The sequence below is a fragment of the Tistrella mobilis KA081020-065 genome, from assembly GCF_000264455.2.
Lineage (GTDB): Bacteria > Pseudomonadota > Alphaproteobacteria > Tistrellales > Tistrellaceae > Tistrella > Tistrella mobilis.
The window spans coordinates 2,099,472-2,118,169 of sequence record NC_017956.1; the positions used below are offsets into that span (position 1 = coordinate 2,099,472).

The following is an 18,698-nucleotide window of genomic DNA, read 5'->3' on the forward strand; positions in this document are numbered from 1 at the left end:
AGAGAGGCGGTTCAGTCTTGCAGATTGCGGCGGAACACTGTCCCATCATGGGCCGGCATCCCGCCGGCCCGGTATCGGGTAGTGCATGGTCCGCAGAAGGCCACTCCCTGAACCGGCTGATGGCTTCAGGGAAGGAGATGCCGCTCATGTCCCGCAATCCGCTGGACGGCTTCACCGTCGATCGCGACCGGATCGGCACGATCGGCCGCGATCTGCAGCGTCCGGAATGCATCCTGGCCGAACGTGACGGCACGCTCTGGGCGGCCGATGCCCGCGGGGGCGTCACCCGCATCGCCGCCGACGGCCGTCAGCATTTCATCGCCCAACGCGCCGATGCCCGCTTCGCCACCGCCGATCAGGCCACGGCCGGCGCGCTCGAGGCCAAATTCACCCAGGGTACCCTGCCCAACGGGCTCGCCTTCGCCCGCAATGGCGACATCCTGATCTCGAATTTCGGCACCGATCTTCTCGAAGTCATGACCCGCGACGGCGAGGTCCGCACGCTTTACGACACGATCGACGGCCAGCCGATCGGCAAGGTGAATTTCGTTCTGCGCGACAGTCGCGACCGGATCTGGCTGACGGTCTCCACCCGGGTCAATCCCTGGACCGAGGCGGCCGCCCGGCGCGTCCGCGACGGCTATATCGCGGTGGTCGACCAGAACGGGCTGCGGGTGGTGGCAGAGGGGTTCGCCTTCACCAACGAGATCCGCTTCGACGCAAACGAAGACTGGCTCTACATCGTCGAGACCACCGGTCCGCACATCACCCGGATGCGGATGGTCGAGGATCCGGCCGGGGTGCGGCTGACCGATCGCGAGATCTTCGGCCCCACCCATCTGGGCGGCTGCCCCGACGGCATCGCCTTTGATGCCTTCGGCAATCTGTGGTGCACGCTGATCATGGTCGACCGTCTGGTCGCGATCACGCCAGAGGGTGAGCTGCGGGTGTTGCTGGACGACGGCGATCCCGAGATCTCCCGCGCCTATATGGCCAAATTCGATGCGGGCACGATCACCATCGACGACATGATGCAGGCCCAAGGGACCATTGCCCCCTGGATGGCGAGCGTCACCTTCGGGGGCCCCGACCTGCAGACCGTCTATCTGGGCAGCCTGCGCGGCACCACCATTCCCTTCTTCCGCGCGCCCGTAGCCGGGCTGCCGATGATCCACTGGAACGAGCCGCGCTGACGGCAGCCCGTCAGCCGGCCCGGAAGAAGGCGATGGTCATCGCGACACCGATGGTGATGATCACCGCCTTCAGCCAGGGCCGCGGGATGCGGCGGCCCAGCCGCGCACCGGCCATCCCGCCTGCAACCGCCGCCACCGCCATCACCAGAGCCGGCTGCCAGGCGACGACGCCGGCCGCGGCATAGGCCGCCACCGCAATCGTCGTCAGCACCACCGACATCAGGTTCTTGAGCGCATTGGCGGCGTTGAGATCGGCAATGCCCATGACGGTGAACAGCGCCAGCAGCAGAATACCCACCCCGCCGTTGAAATAGCCGCCATAGACCGAGACCAGAAACAGCCCGGCCACCATCTGTGCCGGGCCGCCGGCCCCCATGCGGGTGAGTGCGCGGGCGATGCGGTCGCCGGCGGCAAACAGCAGGGTGGCTGCCGCCAGAAGCCAGGGCACCAGCCCGCGGAACACATCGTCCGGCGTCACCACCAGCAGCCCGGCCCCCAGCAGGCCGCCCGCCAGTGCGGCGATCAGCAGTGGCCAGGGCCGGCGGCCGTGAAAGGCCGGGCCCATCTCGGCGCGATAGCCCCAGCAGCTGCCGACATAACCGGGCAGCAAGGCCACCGTGCCCGTGGCATTGGCCATGACCGGTGGAACGCCGGCCTGGATCAGGGCCGGCAGGGTCAGAAAGCTGCCGCCGCCGGCCAGCGCGTTCAGCACGCCGGCGACAAAGGCTGCGCCGATCAGCAGCGCCAGCCCGGGCAGATCATGGACGACAAACATCAGGCGGGGGTCCGAGACTTCAGGTCATCATATGTTTAACGCAAAACGGACGGCCGCATCCGGAAAGGATGCGGCCGTCCGGTTGCGTTCGGCGAATCAGTCCCTGCGCATCGCCTGGACGCGCGCCAGCGCCTTGGACAGAGCCTCACGATCGGCAACCGCCTGGGCACGCCGCTCGCGATTCTCCTCCACCACCTCTTCCGGCGCCTTGGCGACGAAGGCCGGGTTGTCGAGCCGCTTATCGATGCCGGCGATGTCGCGGTCGAGCTTGGTGATCTCGCCTTCCAGACGCTTGATCTCCACGGCGGCGTCGATGACGTCGGCGATCGGCAGCAGCACCACCTCGCCGTTCACGATCGTCTCGACCGTGCCCGCCACTTCGCCGTCGACGAACTCGATCCGCTCGGCCCGGGCCAGACGGGCCAGCGCATCGCCATGGGTCGCCGCACGGCTGCGGGTCGCCTCGGACGCGTCACGGAACAGCACCGGCACCTTGGCGGCCGGCGGCACGTTCAACTCCGAGCGCACGCTGCGCACGGCAGAGACCGCCTCGATCAGCCAGCCGATCTCGGCATCGGCCGCCGGATCGGCGAGCGTCGCGGGATCGAGCACCGGCCAGGCACCGGTAATCGCCTGCGCAGGCGCGCGGCTGCCGGGACGGGTTTCCCAGAGCTGCTCGGTCATGAACGGCATCATGGGATGGAGCAGCAGCAGGATCTGATCCAGCACCCAGGCGAGCGTCGCCCGGGTTTCGGCCAGAGCCGCGGTCTCGCCGCCCTGCAGGATCGGCTTCGCCAGCTCCAGATACCAGTCGCAGACGATATCCCAGGTGAAGCGATAGGCGGCCTGGGCCGCCTCGTTGAAGCGGAAGGCTTCCATCGCCTCGGTGACGGCCCGGGTCGCCCGGGCCGCCTCGCCCACGATCCAGCGGTTCAGCACATGGCTGACCGATGTCGGGTCGAAGCCCTCGACGCTCTCCGCGCCGTTCATCTCGGCGAAGCGTGCCGCATTCCAGAGCTTGGTCGAGAAGTTGCGATAACCCGCAACCCGCGCTTCGGCCAGCTTGACGTCGCGGCCCTGGGCCGCCAGCGCCAGCAGGGTGAAACGCACCGCATCCGCGCCGTATTTGTCGATCAGGTCGATGGGATCGATGACGTTCCCCTTCGACTTCGACATCTTCTGGCCCTTTTCGTCGCGGACCAGGGCGTGGATGTAGACGGTGCGGAACGGCACGTCGCCCATGAAGTGCAGGCCCATCATCATCATCCGGGCGACCCAGAAGAAGATGATGTCGAAGCCGGTGACCAGCACGTCGCCCGGATAGTAACGGGCAAGTTCCGCGGTCTGTTCGGGCCAGCCGAGGGTGCCGAAAGGCCAGAGCGCCGAGCTGAACCAGGTGTCGAGCACATCGCTGTCCTGGGTGAGGTCGACGGTTTCGCCGTAATGGGCCGCCGCGGCGGCCTTGGCCTCGGTCTCGGTTTCCTCGACGAACACCGTACCGTCCGGCCCGTACCAGGCCGGCACGCGATGGCCCCACCAGATCTGGCGCGACACGCACCAGGGCTGGATGTTGCGCATCCATTCGAAATAGGTGTTTTCCCACTGCTTCGGCACGAAGACGGTCTTGCCGGTCTCCACCGCCTCGACCGCCGGGATGGCGAGCTTGGGCGCATCGACATACCACTGATCGGTCAACCAGGGTTCGATGACCACGCCCGAACGGTCGCCATAGGGAACGGTATGGGTGACCGGTTCGATCCCCTCCAGCAGCCCCGCCGCCTCCAGATCGGCGACGATCCGCTCGCGGGCCTTGAACCGGTCGAGACCGCGATAGGCGGCCGGGATCACCGGCTCGTCGACGATGCGGGCATCGGCGTCGAGCACGTTGATCATGTCCAGACCGTGCCGGCGGCCGACCTCGAAGTCGTTGAAGTCGTGCGCCGGCGTGATCTTGACCGCGCCCGACCCCTTCTCGGGGTCGGAATAGGCATCCGCCACGATCGGGATCCGCCGGCCGGTCAGCGGCAGCAGGATTTCCTTGCCGACCAGGTCGGCATAGCGCTCGTCATCGGGATGCACCGCAACGGCGGTATCACCCAGCATGGTCTCGGGACGCGTCGTCGCCACCACGATATGGCGGCCCGAGCCGTCGGCCAGCGGATAGCGCAGGTGCCAGTAATGGCCCTTCACTTCCTTCGGCTCGACCTCCAGATCCGAGATCGCGGTCTTGAGCTTCGGGTCCCAGTTGACCAACCGCTTGTCGCGGTAGATCAGCCCCTGCTTGTACAGGGTGACGAACACCTTGCGCACCGCAGCGGAGAAGGCCGGATCCATGGTGAAGCGTTCCCGCGGCCAGTCGGCCGAAGCCCCCAGCCTGGTCAGCTGATCGAGGATGCGGCCGCCCGACTGTTCCTTCCAGGTCCAGATCCGGTCGATCAGCCCGTCGCGGCCGACGTCGTTGCGGGTGATGCCCTGCTCGGCCAGCTGGCGCTCCACGACCATCTGGGTCGCGATGCCGGCATGGTCGGTACCGGGCTGCCACAGCGTGTCGCGCCCGGTCATGCGCCGATAGCGGATCAGCGCATCCTGGATGGTAAAGGTCAGCGCGTGGCCGATATGCAGGCTGCCGGTGACGTTCGGCGGCGGCATCATGATCGTGTACGGGTCCGCCCCCGAGCGCACATCCGCGCGGAAGGCTCCGCTCTTGCGCCAGCCTTCGTAAATCGGCGCCTCGGCCTCCTGAGGCCTGAAGGTCTTGTCCAGCATGCCGTTCCGTTCCGCTGTCTTCTGGGGCGGTCGGTCGGGCCCGAACAGGCTCACCGGCCGCCGATCTGTGCAGGGCCGGGCGCGGCGTCGGCCGGATGATCCGGCCTTTCGTCCCCGTCCGGCGTGATCAGGGCGTGCCCGCGGGCACGCCCGCCGGACAGCCTGCGGTTCACGAACGCAGCGAGCGTTCCGCGAGCCGCTGGATTTCCTCACGTACCAGACGTTCCACCATCGGCGGCAGGTTCTGGTCCAGCCAGTCCTTGAGCAGGGGGCGCAGGATGTCGGCAACCAGCTCTTCCAGCGTCCGGCCGCCAAAGGCCGCCTGGGGCCGCCCCTCGGTCGGCCCGCCGCCGGTCAGGGCCTGGCCGAGCGTCGCGAAGGCCGCGACCGTCGCCGCACTTGCCGCCTGCGACATCAGCCCGTCGCCATCGGCTGTGGCAGGCCGCGGGGCCGGTGCCGGCTCCGGGCGGGGCGGCGGCGCAGGTTCGGGTTCCGGCTCGGGGTCCGGCTCCGGTTCCGAGGCGAAGTCGTCATCCTCGTCGTCCTGAAGCGCATCCCAGGGATCGGCCGCAGGTGCCTCGGGCCTGGCGGGCTCGTCGTCGAACAGATCGTCGTCGGCAGACGCCGCAAAGCTTGGGCCGGGGCCGAAATCGTCATCGTCGAAATCGTTGCCGCCGCGCGGATCGGGTTCGGGCTCCGGCGCCGGATCGTCGAAGGGATCGGGCTCGACCACATCGATCAGGTCGAGCACATCCTCACGATCGTCCCGCGGCGGCTGCGTACCACCGGCCGCAGCCGGTGCCGCGGCACCACCCTCTTCACCGTCCTCTTCGGCGATGATGCGCCGGATGGAGGCGAGAATTTCCTCCATCGACGGTTCCTGGTTTTGAGTCCTGTCGGTCATCGGCCCCTTGGGGCTCCTCGCGCGTGTCCGGTTGCCGCCACTCTAAGGCAGTCGGCCGATGAATGCCAGCAACGACGAACCGGCCCCGCTGCGGGCGGGGCCGGTCGGTCCGGCATCCGGGGTGGGTCGGAGAGGGCGCCCCTCCGGTCAGTCACCCGTCCCCCACCAGGCATCACGTACCTTGCGGTAGTTGTCCTGGGGGTCGTAGGTGGGTACGTCGGCGGAAATCGCCTGGATGTCGAGCGCGCCCAACGCCGCCGCCAGTTCGAAACCGGCGACGATGACATTGCGCTGCGCCCGAACCAGATTGACCCGGGCGATAAAGAGTTCCTGCTCGGCATCGAGCACGTCGAGCGTGGTGCGGGCGCCGACGGCAGCCTCTTCCCGCACGCCTTCCAGTGCGATCTCTGCCGCACGCACGGCGGCGTCCAGCGAGGCGATCGAGGCCTGGGCGGACCGCAGCTGCTCCCAGGCGGCGGTGGCACCCTCCACGGCCTGACGCTCGGCGGTCATCAGCTCGCCGCGCCGCTGGGCCCGGGTTTCCTTGGCCTGACGGATGCCGGCGAACTCGCCGCCGCCCTGATAGAGCGGCACGGTGACCTGGGCGACGATCCGGCTGTCTTCCGTCCGGTCGAGCGCATAAGAGCTGTCGCGCTCGCGCTGATGGCTGCCGACCACCGAGACCTGAGGCATGCGGGTCGCTTCGGCCGAATTCACCTGCTGCTCGGCGACATCGACGGTGTAGCGGGCGGCCCGCACCGAGGGGTTGTCGTCACGGGCGCGGCCGATGGCGTCGGCGCGAGTGACGGGCAGATCCGGAAAGGGACGCGGCGGCTCCAGCGTCTCGGGCGTGCGGCCGACGACGCGAAGATAGGTCGCCTCGGAACTCGCCAATGCGCCCTGGGCTGCGGTCAGATCGGCCCGGGCACTGGCCAGCCGGGCTTCAGCCTGGGCGACGTCGGTCCGGGTCACCTCGCCCACCTCGAACCGGTCGCGCGTCGCCTGCAGCTGACGCTCCAGCACGCGGACATTGTTCTCGTTGAGATTGACCACGGCACGGTCACGGAACACGTCGCCATAGGTCGACGCCGCCTCGCGCAGGACGTCCTGCTCGATCGCCCGCACCTGCTCGCGGGTGGCGAGCACCTGAGCCTCGGCCTGGCCCAGCTGTGCATCCACCCGTCCACCGGTCCAGACCGGCTGGGTGATCTGCAGGGTGACCGAGCGCGGATCGGTGCCGTATGTCTTGCTGTTCTGGACGGAGGTTCCGGCACGACCGGCACTCGCCTGGATCTGCGCCTGCGGCCTGCGTCCCGCCAGAGCCGTGGGGATGTTCTCGTCGACGGCGCGCAGCTGGGCACGGATCGCATCGATGCGCGGATTGCCGGCATAGGCCGAGACCAGCGCATCCTGAAGCGATTCAGCCGAAGCGACGAAGGGCGTCGCCAGCATGGTGCCGGCGGCGAGCACCGCCGCGAGTACCGATCGTCTCACCGTCCCGTCTCCCCATCCGTGGATGTCGACCGGGCCTCCCCGCCCGGCAGTCGCGCATTCCGGGTCCCGTCACCCGGGATGCGCGATGGTCCCGTCGTCAGAAAACGAAGCCGACCTTCTTGCGGAAGGCGGCGATGTGCGGCGTCGAGGCATCGAACAGGGTCCGGCGGGCGATCGCCCCGGCATAATTGGTGAAGATCGTCGCGCGGCCGACGCGGCCGTCGTCGTTCATCACCGCGACCAGGCGGCCACCATCGGCCAGCTGATCCAGCAGGGCCTTGGGCTCCACCTCCAGGGCGCCTTCGACGACGATCACGTCGTAAGGCGCCTGGGCGGCATAGCCGTCGACCACCGGGCCCGACACCACGGCAGCATTGCTGACCCCCAGCTGATCGAGCAGTTCACTCGCCTGTTCGGCAAGTTCGGGCTGATCCTCCAGCGCCACCACCGCCGAGGCGAGGCGGGCGAGAACCGCGGTCGAATAGCCGGTGGCGCAGGCGACGTCGAGCACCGCCTCGTTCGACTTCACGTCGGCGGCCTGAAGCAGCCGCGCGAAGAGCATCGGCTCCATGAGGAAACGGCCATGGCCGACCGCCACATCCTCATCGACATAGGCCACGGCCCGATGGCTCGCGGGGACGAAGCGCTCGCGCGGAACCGCGCCCATGGCTTCGATCACACGTTCGTCGGTGACCTTGTTGGTGAGGAGCTGGCTCAGCACCATGTTGCGGCGGGCATCGCTGTAGTCGTGCATGCTATGGGCTCTCGGCTGCTTCCGGTCGGTCAGACGACGACGCGGCATCGGGTGACGCATCGCCGCAACTTATACCGGGGGCCGCAGGGGATGACAATCACGCCGTCCACCGCAGATGCAGACGGGCCGTGACGGGGGCCGCCCAAGCCGATAGACTGGGCGTCGCGACGGATCATCGGTGTGGCTGCGATTGCGGGGTTGACCGCACCTGCCGACCTCTCTATAAACGCGATCCGTCACGGGACGGTCATCGACGCAAGTCGGCGACACGGCTTGAAGACATCGCTGCCTGAATGATCATGGATCGACAGATCACGGATCGGAACGGCGGCCAGCAGTGAAGACCCGGTGGCCGGGTAGCAAAGTGGTAATGCAGGGGACTGCAAATCCCCGATCGGCGGTTCGATCCCGCCCCCGGCCTCCAGCTCTTCCATCCTGCCCCGGCAGGATGCCGGCATACCGGAGACTTCCGAGCAGGCTTTGGAAGCGACCGAAAATAAAGCTGGACAGGCCGGCAGAGCGATGATAAAAGCCCGGCCCACAGACGACACGGACGGGACGCCCCACCGAAGGCCCCGGACGCACTGATCCCCGATAGCTCAGTCGGTAGAGCAGGTGGCTGTTAACCACCGGGTCGCTGGTTCGAGTCCGGCTCGGGGAGCCAATTGAAAACGCCCTGCAGGTTCGCCTGCAGGGCTTTTTCTTGTCTCCGGCACACCGCTCAGCCTCTTGCGTTGACGAGGCCATGCCCGGGTCACCGGACGGATCACCCCACGGCACACGCGAAGATCTTCGCTCCTTCGGAACCTGATGCGGGAAGCGCGCAAATGGCGGTTTTCTGCGGGCTTTGCCAGGGTGCAAGCCAGTTCACAAAGCGGTACCGACGCGGTAGTCTGGCCCCCGCCGGCAACCCGTACAACGACCGGCGAGCCGCTTGGGGGAGCAGTATCGTGCGGCATGGGTTGCGACGGACATTCCAGGACACGGCCGTTCAGGCGCGGCCGGCCGACGCGGCTCCGGAAGACGGAGCGGCGCCACTGCATATCCCAAGGGAGGATCCATGCGCGGCCAGATGATGGACACGCAGCTTCTGATCGCACCGCTGATCAGGAACGCCGCCAGGTTTCACGGCGACGTGGAGATCGTGTCACGGACCTGCGAAGGCCCCATCCACCGCTACACCTATGCGGATGCCTATAAGCGTGTGCAGCAGCTTGCCAATGCGCTCGCCTCGCGCTTCGGCATCGCCATGGGCGACCGCGTCGGCACCCTGGCCTGGAACGGCTATCGCCATTTCGAGGCCTATTTTGCGGTCTCGGGCATGGGAGCGATCCTGCACACGATCAACCCGCGCCTGTTCCTCGAGCAGATCGAGTACATCGTCAACCATGCCGAGGACCGGGTCATCCTGGTCGACCTGACCTTCGTCCCGATCATCGAGAAACTGATCGGCAAGATCCCGACGGTCGAGGCCGTGGTCATCATGACCGACCGGGCCAACATGCCCGAGACCTCGATCCCCAACGCGATCTGCTACGAAGAGCTGATTGCGGATCAGTCCGACAGCTACGACTTCCCCAGCTTCGATGAAAACACCGCCTCGTCGCTGTGCTACACCTCGGGCACCACGGGCAACCCCAAGGGTGTGCTCTATTCGCATCGCTCGAACGTTCTGCACTCTTATGGCGTGTGCATGACCGACACGCTCGGCATCTCGGCAACCGATGCCGTGCTGCCGGTGGTGCCGATGTTCCATGTCAATGCCTGGGGCCTGCCCTATGCCTGCCCGATGGTCGGTGCGAAGCTGATCTTCCCCGGGCCGCGGCTGGACGGTCCCGGCCTGGCCGAACTGATCGAGATGGAGCGCCCGACGGTGCTGGCCGGCGTGCCGACCGTGTGGCTCGCCCTGCTCAACCATCTGGACGAGATCGGCCGGCGCATGGAAGGCGTGCGCATCGCCGTGGTCGGCGGGTCTGCCGCCCCTGAATCGATGATCCGCAAGTTCCAGGAGAAGCACGGTACCTTCCTGCTGCACGCTTGGGGCATGACCGAACTCAGCCCGATCGGCACCGCCTGCACCTTCAAGGCCAAGCACCTGTCGCTGGACCAGGAGGCCAAGTACAAGCTGCAGACCAAGATCGGCAAGCCGGCCTATGGCGTCGAAATGCGGATCACCGACGACGAGGGCAACGAGCTGCCCAATGACGGTGTCGCCTTCGGCCATCTGAAGGTCCGCGGTCCCTGGGTGCTGAAGTCCTATTTCCGTCGCGATGACGAGAACATCCTCGACGAGGACGGCTGGTTCGACACCGGCGACATCGCGACGGTCGATCAGGACGGCTACGCCCAGATCGTCGACCGCGCCAAGGACGTCATCAAATCGGGCGGTGAGTGGATCAGCTCCATCGACCTCGAAAACGCGGCGGTCGGCCATCCCGACGTCAAGGAAGCGGCGGTCATCGGCGTTGCCCATCCGAAGTGGCAGGAACGTCCGCTGCTGCTGGTGATCCGGCGCGAAGGTGCGACGCTCGACAAGCAGGGCATGCTCGACTACCTCGAGACCAAGGTCGTGAAGTGGTGGCTGCCCGACGATGTGATTTTCGTCGAGGAGCTGCCCCATACCGCCACCGGCAAGCTGCTGAAGCTGAAGCTGCGCGAAGCCTATGGCGACTGGCTGATGAAGCAGGCCGGCTGATCCGGCAGCCTTTGGCGCATACATGAAAAGGGCGGAATCCAGACGGGTTTCGCCCTTTTCATTTGAATCCACCGCTCATCAGGCGCGGTCACGAAAAAGGGGATGCAGCCACAAGGTCTGCATCCCCTCGCCTGCTTCCGGGGGGATCTGCCTGACACAACCAGTGTCGGCAGACGGAAGCATAGGATCACCGGCCGCGAGCGTCGGACGAGCCCCGCAGCCAGCCGTATCTTCAGAGAATGGACGACAGCTTCATAGCAACCGTCATGTCGCCCTCGACCTTCAGCTTGCCGGTCATGAAGGCCATGGTTGCCGACAGATCGCCGGTCATCAGCCGGTCCAGGGTTTCAGACGAACAGCGGATGGTGCAGTCAGCGTCACGATCCGCGGCCGAGACCTCGGCCGGGGCCGACCGGCCGTCGATGAAGATCGTGCCGTCCTCCAGCTCGAACTTCACGGTCGACCCGAGTGCGCTGCCCTTGGCAGCCTTCTCCTGCATGCGCCGGACCAGATCGTCGATGCCCATGCTTCACCTCCCCATACAGGCCGGCTTGGACCGGTCCCTGATTGACGTTAACGTAAACGTTAGGCTTAACGACGTCAAGAGCGCCTCGCTGCCAGAATGCCTGTCCGGCCGCCGCGGTTCCAGACGTATGACAATCATCTTCGGATCACGACACGCCACATAATTCAACCATGAGACCCCAAGAGAAAATACGTCGTTGCAAGTACCGCGGCATATCAGCTCGGTGTAAAATGAGGTCCTCGACAGGCGGCACGACCGGCGACGGGGAGCGGCACGCCATGGACGCCATCCAGGGACGACCCGTCACATGTTCATGCAGCATTGGAGCCCGCTGCTCCTGCCCTTGACGCAGAATCTGGGGGTGATCGCGCTTGCCGCCCTCGCTTTCGGCGCTTTCGGGCAAAGCCGCCTGCAACTGAGCCGGCTGACGCGCGGCATCGTGGTCGGCCTGATCTTTGCCGGCTCTGCGCTGATCTCGATGGCAATCCCTGTAGAGATCGCCCCCAATATCGCTTTCGACGGCAGGGCCGTGCTGGTTCTGCTGTCCGCGCCGTTCGGCGGCCCGGTGGCAACGCTGGTGGTTGGGGCCACGACGGTCACCTCACGGCTGCTGCAGGGCGGGCCGATCGCGATCCCCACGGCCCTGTCGCTGGTGGTGGTCAGCCTGATGTCGATGGGCTGGTGGGCCTTGCGGCGCAAGACCGGCATCCGGATGATTGATCTGTTCGTTGCCGGTGCCGTGGTGGGCGTGCCGGCGATGGTATTGATCGCAGCCATGCATGGCCTGATCCACGACGGTCTCCTGCTGAGACAGTTCGGTCCCCTTCTCGTCCTCAGCGGGATCGTGGCTACCGTGGTTCTGGGCGGGCTTTTGACGGTTGAACGCCGGCGCCTGACCGCCGAACGCGCCCTGACGTCGGAACGACGGCGCTTTCAGGCCATCGCCGACAACGTGCCGGGCGCAATCCTGCAGATCCGCCTGGATCCGGATGGTGACATTGCGGTCCTTTACGCGGGCGCCGGCATCCGCAATCTGACCGGCGGCCTCTCCCCCGAGCTGATCCGTTCTGATCCGCGCCGGCTGGATGAAATGGCCCTCCGCGACGGCCAGCGCCTGCTGCCGGCCATCAAGGCCGCCATTCGCGGCGAGACCCCGCCCGGTTTCGGCCTGCCATTGCCCGGCCGCGACGGGGTAACGCGCTGGGTGCTGCTCTATGCGACCACACCGCGCCCCTCGGCCGATGGCCGGCTGATCGCCGATGTGCTGGCGATCGACGGCACCGGCCTGCATCGCATCGAGGAGGATCTGCGGACCGCGCGTGCCTCGGCCGAACGCGCCAACGCCGCCAAATCAATGTTCCTGGCCAATATGAGCCACGAACTGCGCACGCCGATGACCGGGGTGCTGGGCATGCTCGACCTGCTGGCCGGCACCGATCTGGATGGCCGGCAGCGGCGGTGGATGACAGCGATGCGCCGGTCGGCCGAAGGGCTGATGACGCTGCTCAACGATATCCTGGACCTCTCGAAGGTGGAGGCAGGGCGCCTGGTCCTGCACGAGGAACCGGTCGCCATCGGTCGGCTGCTGGACGATGTCGTCGGGCTGTTCGAAGGCCGGGCGTCGCAAAAAGGTATCAATCTGTCGATCCGCCGCGGTCCGGGCGTTCCTGAAACGGTGCTGGCTGATCCTATGCGCCTGCGGCAGGTGCTGATGAATCTGGTCGGCAATGCCATCAAGTTCACCGAGAACGGCTTCGTCGAGATCCGCGTCGACGGCAAGGGTGAGGGAGATCATCCTTCCTTTCTGTCCATCGCCGTCGCCGACACCGGCATCGGCATCGCCGCGGACGCGTTGGATGCAATCTTCCAGCCCTTTGTTCAGGCGGCGGATCGCTCTGGCGCCACCACTGCCCCAAGCGATTCGGCGCCCACGCCGGGCACCGGCCTGGGCCTTGCCATCTCGCGCCGGCTGACCGCGGCAATGGGCGGTGAGCTCACCGTCGACAGCCTGCCCGGCGTCGGGTCGGTCTTCACGATCACGCTGCCCTGTCGGGCCGGGAGCGGAGATGCAGCCACACGGAAAGCCGGCTCCCGTCCCCCGTCCCGGCCAAAGGACAGCGAGACTGCCGGCACATTGGTGGCCGTCCCCGCTTTCAAAGGCCGCAGGCTCCTGATCGCCGAGGACAATCCCGTCAATCGGGAACTCCTGACCGAGGCTCTGCGGCGCATGGGCTTCGACGTGGCTGTCGCAGAAGACGGTGTGGCTGCCGTCGAGATGTCGGCCAAAGCCGCCTTCGATACCATTGTCATGGACATGCAGATGCCACGGATGGATGGCGTCACGGCCACCCGTCGGATCCGCGCGCGCCCGGGAAGGGATGGCAAGGTCCCGATCCTGGCCTTGTCGGCCGACGCCATGCCGGAAAACCGCTCACGTTATCTGGACGCAGGGATCGACGCCTTCGTGGCAAAGCCGGTGAACTGGGGCGAACTGCGCGACACCCTGACAGGCCTGCTCGATGACGGCCGGCCGCCCTCCGGGCCGGTTACGGAAAGCGAGCCATCCGGCGGCGCCGACAGGACGGCCCCGGTGCTCGACCCGGTACGGCGTGATGAGATTGAAAAGGCCCTCGGCACCGAACGCACCCGCGCCCTCTACGGCATGTTCGCCGAAAGTGCGGTCAACACCCATGAACAGATCGCCGCAGCCGCCACGGCAGGAGATGCGGATGCATGGCGCAGTGCCCTCCATGCCCTGAAGGGGCTGGCGGCCAATTACGGCTATCACCGTCTGGCCGCCGCCTGTGCGTCACTGGAGGTGGGCGCCCCGGATACGACCGCGGCATCCCGGCTGGAAGCCGAGGTCACGGCCGCACGGGAAACCGTGGCGGCCGGCTGATCATTCCCCCTGCCCCGACCCGACGGCCGCAACCGGGCAATGGATGCCATGCATGCTTGTGAATGCCGGTTCCGCATAGGCCAGAATACGATCGTCGAACCTGTCGGGTCCTGAGGCGACAATCGGGACGGTTGCGAAAATCGCATCGTCGTCGGCATTTTCCATCTCGGCGTCCGACGCGGCACCTGGTGCCCGCCCGCCTCCGGTCAGCCAGGCGCCGCCGCCCGGCCCGTGGGCCACAAGCAGCACCAGGGGATGGTGTGGGGTGGCCCCGTCCAGCGTCAGCGCATCGAAGCCGTCGGCCTGGCCGCACCAGTCCGTCAGATCCGCAGTCTGCGTCGCGCGGGCATCCACGGCATAGGTGAAGGGCCGCGACCAGCCGTCCTGGACGGCTGCCGCCGGCAACCCGAGGCTCGCGGCCGGAACCCGACCGGTTGCGGCGCCGCTGCAGACGATGTCCGCAACCCCGTCCGTATCGCTTGCAGGGCATGGCAAATGCCCGCTTCGGGCCAGTTCGGCCGCCAGAACGGCCATGACCGCCGCCATCCGTCGATCGGTCGCGGCCCCTCGTGCCGAGACGGTCTCCGCACGCAGGAGCGGCAGAACGCTGCCAAGTAGCAGAGCCAGCACGAATACGGCAACAGCAATTTCTACCAGGACGAAACCGTCTTCGGTATTCACGCGTCTCAGGCGATTCAGACTCGACAAATCGTGACCCCTTGCGTATGCAATCTTTAAACGAGATGTACTTAGAAATAATGCATCTTGAACGATCTTGATCCACATCTTTTGGTTTAATTCTATAGGTAGTGGATTTTTATTATGAACATGATCAACGGTAGCAAATCGGAGACTGGGGGACGAGATCTGGCCGATGCGCTGATGGCGCGTGGCCTGCTGACCGCAGATGCCGCCCGGCTGGTCCGGCGCGAGGCGGAGCGGCTTCCTGGCGGATCGCTGCTGCGTGCGATCGAACATATGGGGCTGGTCGACGAGGCCGATCTCGTCTCGGTACTGGCTGCGGAGTCGGGCCTGGCCGCCTGGCCGGGCCATCCGGTTCCGTCGGATTCAGCCGGGCTGTCAGCTGAGGCGCTGGTCACCGCCGGTGCCGTTCCGTTGGGTGTCGAACGGGGCGAGCTGCTTCTCGCAATGATTGATCCAGACGATCTCACGGCTGCGGAAACCATCCGCCGCCGGCTGGGCCATGCGGGGCAGCTGCGGCGCATGGTCATCGGGCGAACCGCCTTCGCCCGGCTGATCGGCCGGTTGCATCGCAATGATCCGATGATCGACGCCATGATCGCAGCAGCGGCCGGCAGCGGCACCGCTCCCGGCCTGACGATCGCGGCCGAGCACATGCCCGAAGACCCGTTCCGCGACCGGCCGCCCGCCGATGCCGAAGAAAGCGCGGTGACACGTCTCGCCGACATGCTGATCGCCGCCGCCGTCCGGGCCGGCGCGTCCGATCTGCATCTCGATCCGGCGCCGGGACATCTGGGCATTCGCCTGCGAATCGATGGCGTGCTGACCCCGTTCCGCCTGCTGGATGCCGCCATCGCCTCAGGGCTCGTCACCCGTTTCAAGGTGTTGGCGGGGCTGGATGCCGTCGTCACCCTTCGCCCGCAGGACGGGCGGATCACCAGAAAAATCGACGGCCTGGCGGTGGAAATCCGCATCGCGACCCATCCCACCGTTCACGGCGAGGCCGTGGTTCTCAGGCTGCTGGATGCCGACCGCCGGTTGCGCCAGCTCGACGGTCTGGGTCTGACGTCGCGCATCGTCGAGGGGCTGCGCCATATCGCCCGCCGGCCCGACGGGATCGTGGTGGTCGCGGGCCCCACCGGCAGCGGCAAGAGCACGACCCTGCGCGCCTTGACCGGCCTGATAGACCGCCGACGCCTTGCGGTCGCCACGCTGGAGGATCCGGTGGAATATCCGCTGGACGGCATTCGCCAGACCGACCTGTCGCGTCTGCCGGAGTTGAGCTTCGCCGACGGCATCCGCTCGCTGATGCGCCAGGATCCCGACGTGCTGCTGATCGGTGAAATGCGCGACGAGACCACCGCCGCCATGGCCTATCGTGCCGCCGTCACCGGCCACCGGGTGTACACCACACTGCATGCGGGCGATGCCCTGGGCACCATCGACCGGCTGCGCGATCTGGGACTTGCACCGCGTCGCCTGGCGGGTGTTCTGGCGGCCATCCTGGTCCAGCGGCTGGTGCGACGGCTGTGCCCGGACTGCGCGCCCGGGCCGGGCATCGCCGGCCGCGGCTGTCCGGCCTGCGGCTTCACCGGCTTTCGTGGCCGGATACCGATCGCCGAACTGCTGATCCCCGACGACGCCTTCGACGATCTGCTTGCCGGGGATGCCGCACGCCCGCACCTGGCCGCACATCTCAGCCGATGCGGTCATCACAGCCTGCTGGCCGATGCCCGAGAGGTCGAGCGGCGCGGCCTCAGCACCCGCGACGAAATCGAGGCGGTGGTGGGACCGCTGGACCGGCCATGATCAATCGTTCCGATCCCGCCCGGCCCATGATGCGACTGCCGACGGCAGACACGCCGGATGCCGTCTTGCGGCGCTGGCGGTTCCGCGCGGTCGACGCCGATGGCAACCTGTTCCATGGCCGCATTCTGGCCGGTGATGTCGACGCGGCCCTCGGTCAGCTGGAGGCGCGCGGGCTCGATCCGCTCTCGATCCGTCCCGTTCGGGAGGGTCTGTCCCGGTTGTGGCAAGGGCTTACCCGTTCCGGCAGCCTGGTGGCGGGCCCGGCCGAACGTCATGCAGCACTCGCCGAAGCCTGGTCTGCGGCGGGCCTGCATCTGGCAGCCGCGCGCGATCTGCCGGCAGCGCTGGATGCCGCGGCGCAGGGCGGTATTTCCCGCGCAGCTGCAAAAGGCTTCGCCGGTATGGCTGCAGCCATCCGCGCCGGGCAGAGCCCGGCCGAGGCGGCGACCGAAGCCGGACGGGATCTCGGGCCCGTGGCTGCGGCGGTCTTTGCGGTCGCCGCGCGCACCGGACGGCTGGCGCCGGCGATCGACGATCTTGCCCATCATCACGAGACCGAAGCCGCCATCCATGCCCGGATCGCCCGGGCGCTGCGTTATCCGATCGTGCTGGCCGTCACCACCTTCGCCTCTCTCGTCGCCCTCATCGGCGGTGCGCTGCCTGAACTTGCCGGGCTGATGGCCGAACTCGGTGTTGCAGGCGACGACCCGACGCTGCAATTGGCAATCGCAATCGGCGCCGCTCCAGCTCTGGCCATCGGGGTCATCATCGGCCTGCCGGCAGCACTGGTAGCCGGGCTGCTGATCGCCCGCCGGCATCCGGCCGTTGCCCGGCTGCTGGACCGCTGGACACCGATCGTCCGGCTGCGCCATCAACTGGCGGCGGCACGCAGCCTGCGCGCCCTGATCCTGGCCGCCGAGGCCGGGGCACCGGTCACAGAGGCGCTGGACCTGGCGGCGATCGGCGCCGCAGATGCCGAACTTGCCCGGCAGCTCGGCAATGTCCGCCGCCTGATCATTCGTGGGGTTCCGCCGGCAGAGGCCTTCACCCTGCTCGAACCCTGGCCCGCCGTCGCCCAGGCACCGCTGGTTGCGGGTGCGGCAGCCGGTCGGCTGCCCGACGCCGCCCGCAGCGCGTCCCGCGCCCTGGACCGCAGCATCGAACGCTCGGTCGATCGGCTGACTGCCCTCCTGGAGCCTGCCCTGGTCATGTTTCTGGCACTGGTCGTCGCCGGCATCGGCCGGCTGGTGCTGGGTGCGCTGTATTCCGGGCTGGCCGAGGTCGGTGGATGAGACTGCGCACGTCCTCTCCGCCCCGCCGGGTTCTGCTGCTCGATCGTGACCGCCGGCTCTGGGTGGCAACACGGGGCGCCAACGATATCACCCTCCGCCCGGGCCCGGAAACGCCGGCCGCCTGGCGCGCCCTGGCCGCAACGGGGCGCCGCGAGGGGCTGCGTCGTACGCTGCCGTTGATCGTTGAAGACGACCGGCCACGGGTCGCAACCATTGCCCTGCCCCGGCTGGGGCAGCGGATTCGCCGGCAGATCGAAGCCCGCCGCGTCATCGCCGCTGCAGGCGAACTCGGCCTTGATCGCGGCTTCGTCGCCATCCGGCCCCTGCCGCCCGACGGCGGAGCGGGCGGTGGCGGTATGGGCCGTGGCGCTTTGGGAATCGATCCGTCCCGACGGCCGGACAGGCTGGCACTCGCCTTCGTCCCTGCCTCGGCAGAAGTTGAGGCCTGCACCAGGTCGGCGGCAATTGCCGGGCTGCATCTTCGGCCGCTGCCCCCGGTGCTGACAGCCGCAATGGCCCTGGCAAAAAGTCACCATGCGCAGTGGCTGGCCCTGCACGTACCGGTGCCGTCCGATCAGCCGTCCGGCGATGCAATCGATCAGATCCTTTGCGAAGCCGGTTTGCCGGTCTTCTCCAGCCGCCGCCCGCTTTCGGGCCTCACCCCCGTCGAAGCCGCCCTGGACGGGAGCCGGGCAGTCCGTCGCCACCTGCATCGGCATCACACCACTCCCGATCTGATCACGCTGCTGATCGACGACCATGGACCACTGATCCACCCCCTCCCCTGACGGGGAGGAGACAGAGCTGCGCCATCATCGGCCGCCGGTCGTCGCCATGCCAGTCGCCGCGATGTCCGGCCCCACCAGCCCGGACAGAGGTCGTCAGCCGG

13 protein-coding genes and 2 tRNA genes are annotated in these 18,698 nt (G+C 67.4%); 8 read left to right on the forward strand and 7 right to left on the reverse strand.

The genetic code is table 11. From position 1 onward, the window contains the following. The first annotated feature begins 146 nt into the window (after window positions 1–146). Window positions 147–1,193 (forward strand): SMP-30/gluconolactonase/LRE family protein, encoded by a 1,047-nt coding sequence (locus TMO_RS09575; protein ID WP_014745423.1) that lies wholly within the window; start codon window positions 147–149, stop codon window positions 1,191–1,193. Window positions 1,194–1,203: 10 nt separating this feature from the next. On the opposite strand, the gene TMO_RS09580 is transcribed toward TMO_RS09575, so the two are convergent. The 5 genes from TMO_RS09580 to TMO_RS09600 all read right to left on the reverse strand — a co-directional run bounded on the left by TMO_RS09580 (window position 1,204) and on the right by TMO_RS09600 (window position 7,886). Next, window positions 1,204–1,968 carry a sulfite exporter TauE/SafE family protein gene (locus tag TMO_RS09580; RefSeq protein WP_014745424.1) on the reverse strand — a complete coding sequence of 255 codons (765 nt, stop codon included), beginning with the start codon at window positions 1,966–1,968 and terminating at the stop codon, window positions 1,204–1,206. A 96-nt stretch (window positions 1,969–2,064) separates the two neighbouring features. After that, window positions 2,065–4,734: a valine--tRNA ligase gene (locus TMO_RS09585; RefSeq protein WP_014745425.1), complete on the reverse strand. Its 2,670-nt coding sequence runs from the start codon at window positions 4,732–4,734 to the stop codon at window positions 2,065–2,067. 169 nt (window positions 4,735–4,903) lie between these two features. Beyond that, window positions 4,904–5,638 (reverse strand): DUF2497 domain-containing protein, encoded by a 735-nt coding sequence (locus TMO_RS32765; RefSeq protein ID WP_041604897.1) that lies wholly within the window; start codon window positions 5,636–5,638, stop codon window positions 4,904–4,906. Between the two features lie 147 nt (window positions 5,639–5,785). Beyond that, complete coding sequence (locus TMO_RS09595; RefSeq protein ID WP_014745427.1) at window positions 5,786–7,132, reverse strand: TolC family outer membrane protein; 1,347 nt, start codon at window positions 7,130–7,132, stop codon at window positions 5,786–5,788. 97 nt (window positions 7,133–7,229) lie between these two features. After that, entirely contained in the window at window positions 7,230–7,886 is a 657-nt protein-coding gene (locus TMO_RS09600; protein WP_014745428.1) for a protein-L-isoaspartate O-methyltransferase family protein, read from the reverse strand. A gap of 350 nt (window positions 7,887–8,236) precedes the next feature. Between TMO_RS09600 and TMO_RS09605 the strand changes: the two genes are divergently transcribed. From TMO_RS09605 to TMO_RS09615, 3 genes are all read left to right on the forward strand, one after another. Continuing rightward, a tRNA-Cys gene (locus TMO_RS09605) sits at window positions 8,237–8,310 on the forward strand. Window positions 8,311–8,474: 164 nt separating this feature from the next. Then, window positions 8,475–8,550, forward strand: a tRNA-Asn gene (locus TMO_RS09610). A gap of 396 nt (window positions 8,551–8,946) precedes the next feature. Further along, complete coding sequence (locus tag TMO_RS09615) at window positions 8,947–10,581, forward strand: 3-(methylthio)propionyl-CoA ligase (protein WP_014745429.1); 1,635 nt, start codon at window positions 8,947–8,949, stop codon at window positions 10,579–10,581. A 232-nt stretch (window positions 10,582–10,813) separates the two neighbouring features. On the opposite strand, the gene TMO_RS09620 is transcribed toward TMO_RS09615, so the two are convergent. After that, entirely contained in the window at window positions 10,814–11,107 is a 294-nt protein-coding gene (locus TMO_RS09620) for an SCP2 sterol-binding domain-containing protein (RefSeq protein WP_014745430.1), read from the reverse strand. 307 nt (window positions 11,108–11,414) lie between these two features. On the opposite strand from TMO_RS09620, the gene TMO_RS29320 reads away from it, so the two are divergent. Further along, complete coding sequence (locus TMO_RS29320; protein ID WP_014745431.1) at window positions 11,415–14,006, forward strand: response regulator; 2,592 nt, start codon at window positions 11,415–11,417, stop codon at window positions 14,004–14,006. Here the strand turns inward: TMO_RS29320 and TMO_RS29325 are convergent, their stop codons facing one another. Next, entirely contained in the window at window positions 14,007–14,792 is a 786-nt protein-coding gene (locus tag TMO_RS29325; RefSeq protein WP_145978104.1) for a hypothetical protein, read from the reverse strand. A gap of 36 nt (window positions 14,793–14,828) precedes the next feature. Here TMO_RS29325 and TMO_RS09635 point away from each other — a divergent pair, with 36 nt between their 5' ends. The 3 genes from TMO_RS09635 to TMO_RS09645 are packed head-to-tail and all read left to right on the forward strand — an operon-like array spanning window position 14,829 to window position 18,597. Continuing rightward, window positions 14,829–16,517 (forward strand): GspE/PulE family protein, encoded by a 1,689-nt coding sequence (locus TMO_RS09635; RefSeq protein WP_014745433.1) that lies wholly within the window; start codon window positions 14,829–14,831, stop codon window positions 16,515–16,517. Continuing rightward, window positions 16,514–17,809 carry a type II secretion system F family protein gene (locus TMO_RS09640; protein ID WP_014745434.1) on the forward strand — a complete coding sequence of 432 codons (1,296 nt, stop codon included), beginning with the start codon at window positions 16,514–16,516 and terminating at the stop codon, window positions 17,807–17,809. Before TMO_RS09635 ends, TMO_RS09640 begins: the two co-directional genes overlap by 4 nt. Next, on the forward strand, window positions 17,806–18,597 hold the full coding sequence (locus TMO_RS09645; RefSeq protein WP_014745435.1) for a hypothetical protein: 792 nt from the start codon (window positions 17,806–17,808) through the stop codon (window positions 18,595–18,597). Before TMO_RS09640 ends, TMO_RS09645 begins: the two co-directional genes overlap by 4 nt. The last annotated feature ends 101 nt before the right edge of the window (window positions 18,598–18,698 follow it).

Coding starts and splice junctions, on each gene's coding strand:
- TMO_RS09575 (WP_014745423.1), top strand. CDS start 147: ATGTCCCGCAATCCGCTGGACGGCTTCACCGTCGATCGCGACCGGATC.
- TMO_RS09580 (WP_014745424.1), bottom strand. CDS start 1,968: ATGTTTGTCGTCCATGATCTGCCCGGGCTGGCGCTGCTGATCGGCGCA.
- TMO_RS09585 (WP_014745425.1), bottom strand. CDS start 4,734: ATGCTGGACAAGACCTTCAGGCCTCAGGAGGCCGAGGCGCCGATTTAC.
- TMO_RS32765 (WP_041604897.1), bottom strand. CDS start 5,638: ATGACCGACAGGACTCAAAACCAGGAACCGTCGATGGAGGAAATTCTC.
- TMO_RS09600 (WP_014745428.1), bottom strand. CDS start 7,886: ATGCACGACTACAGCGATGCCCGCCGCAACATGGTGCTGAGCCAGCTC.
- TMO_RS09615 (WP_014745429.1), top strand. CDS start 8,947: ATGCGCGGCCAGATGATGGACACGCAGCTTCTGATCGCACCGCTGATC.
- TMO_RS09620 (WP_014745430.1), bottom strand. CDS start 11,107: ATGGGCATCGACGATCTGGTCCGGCGCATGCAGGAGAAGGCTGCCAAG.
- TMO_RS29320 (WP_014745431.1), top strand. CDS start 11,415: ATGTTCATGCAGCATTGGAGCCCGCTGCTCCTGCCCTTGACGCAGAAT.
- TMO_RS29325 (WP_145978104.1), bottom strand. CDS start 14,792: ATGTGGATCAAGATCGTTCAAGATGCATTATTTCTAAGTACATCTCGT.
- TMO_RS09635 (WP_014745433.1), top strand. CDS start 14,829: ATGAACATGATCAACGGTAGCAAATCGGAGACTGGGGGACGAGATCTG.
- TMO_RS09640 (WP_014745434.1), top strand. CDS start 16,514: ATGATCAATCGTTCCGATCCCGCCCGGCCCATGATGCGACTGCCGACG.
- TMO_RS09645 (WP_014745435.1), top strand. CDS start 17,806: ATGAGACTGCGCACGTCCTCTCCGCCCCGCCGGGTTCTGCTGCTCGAT.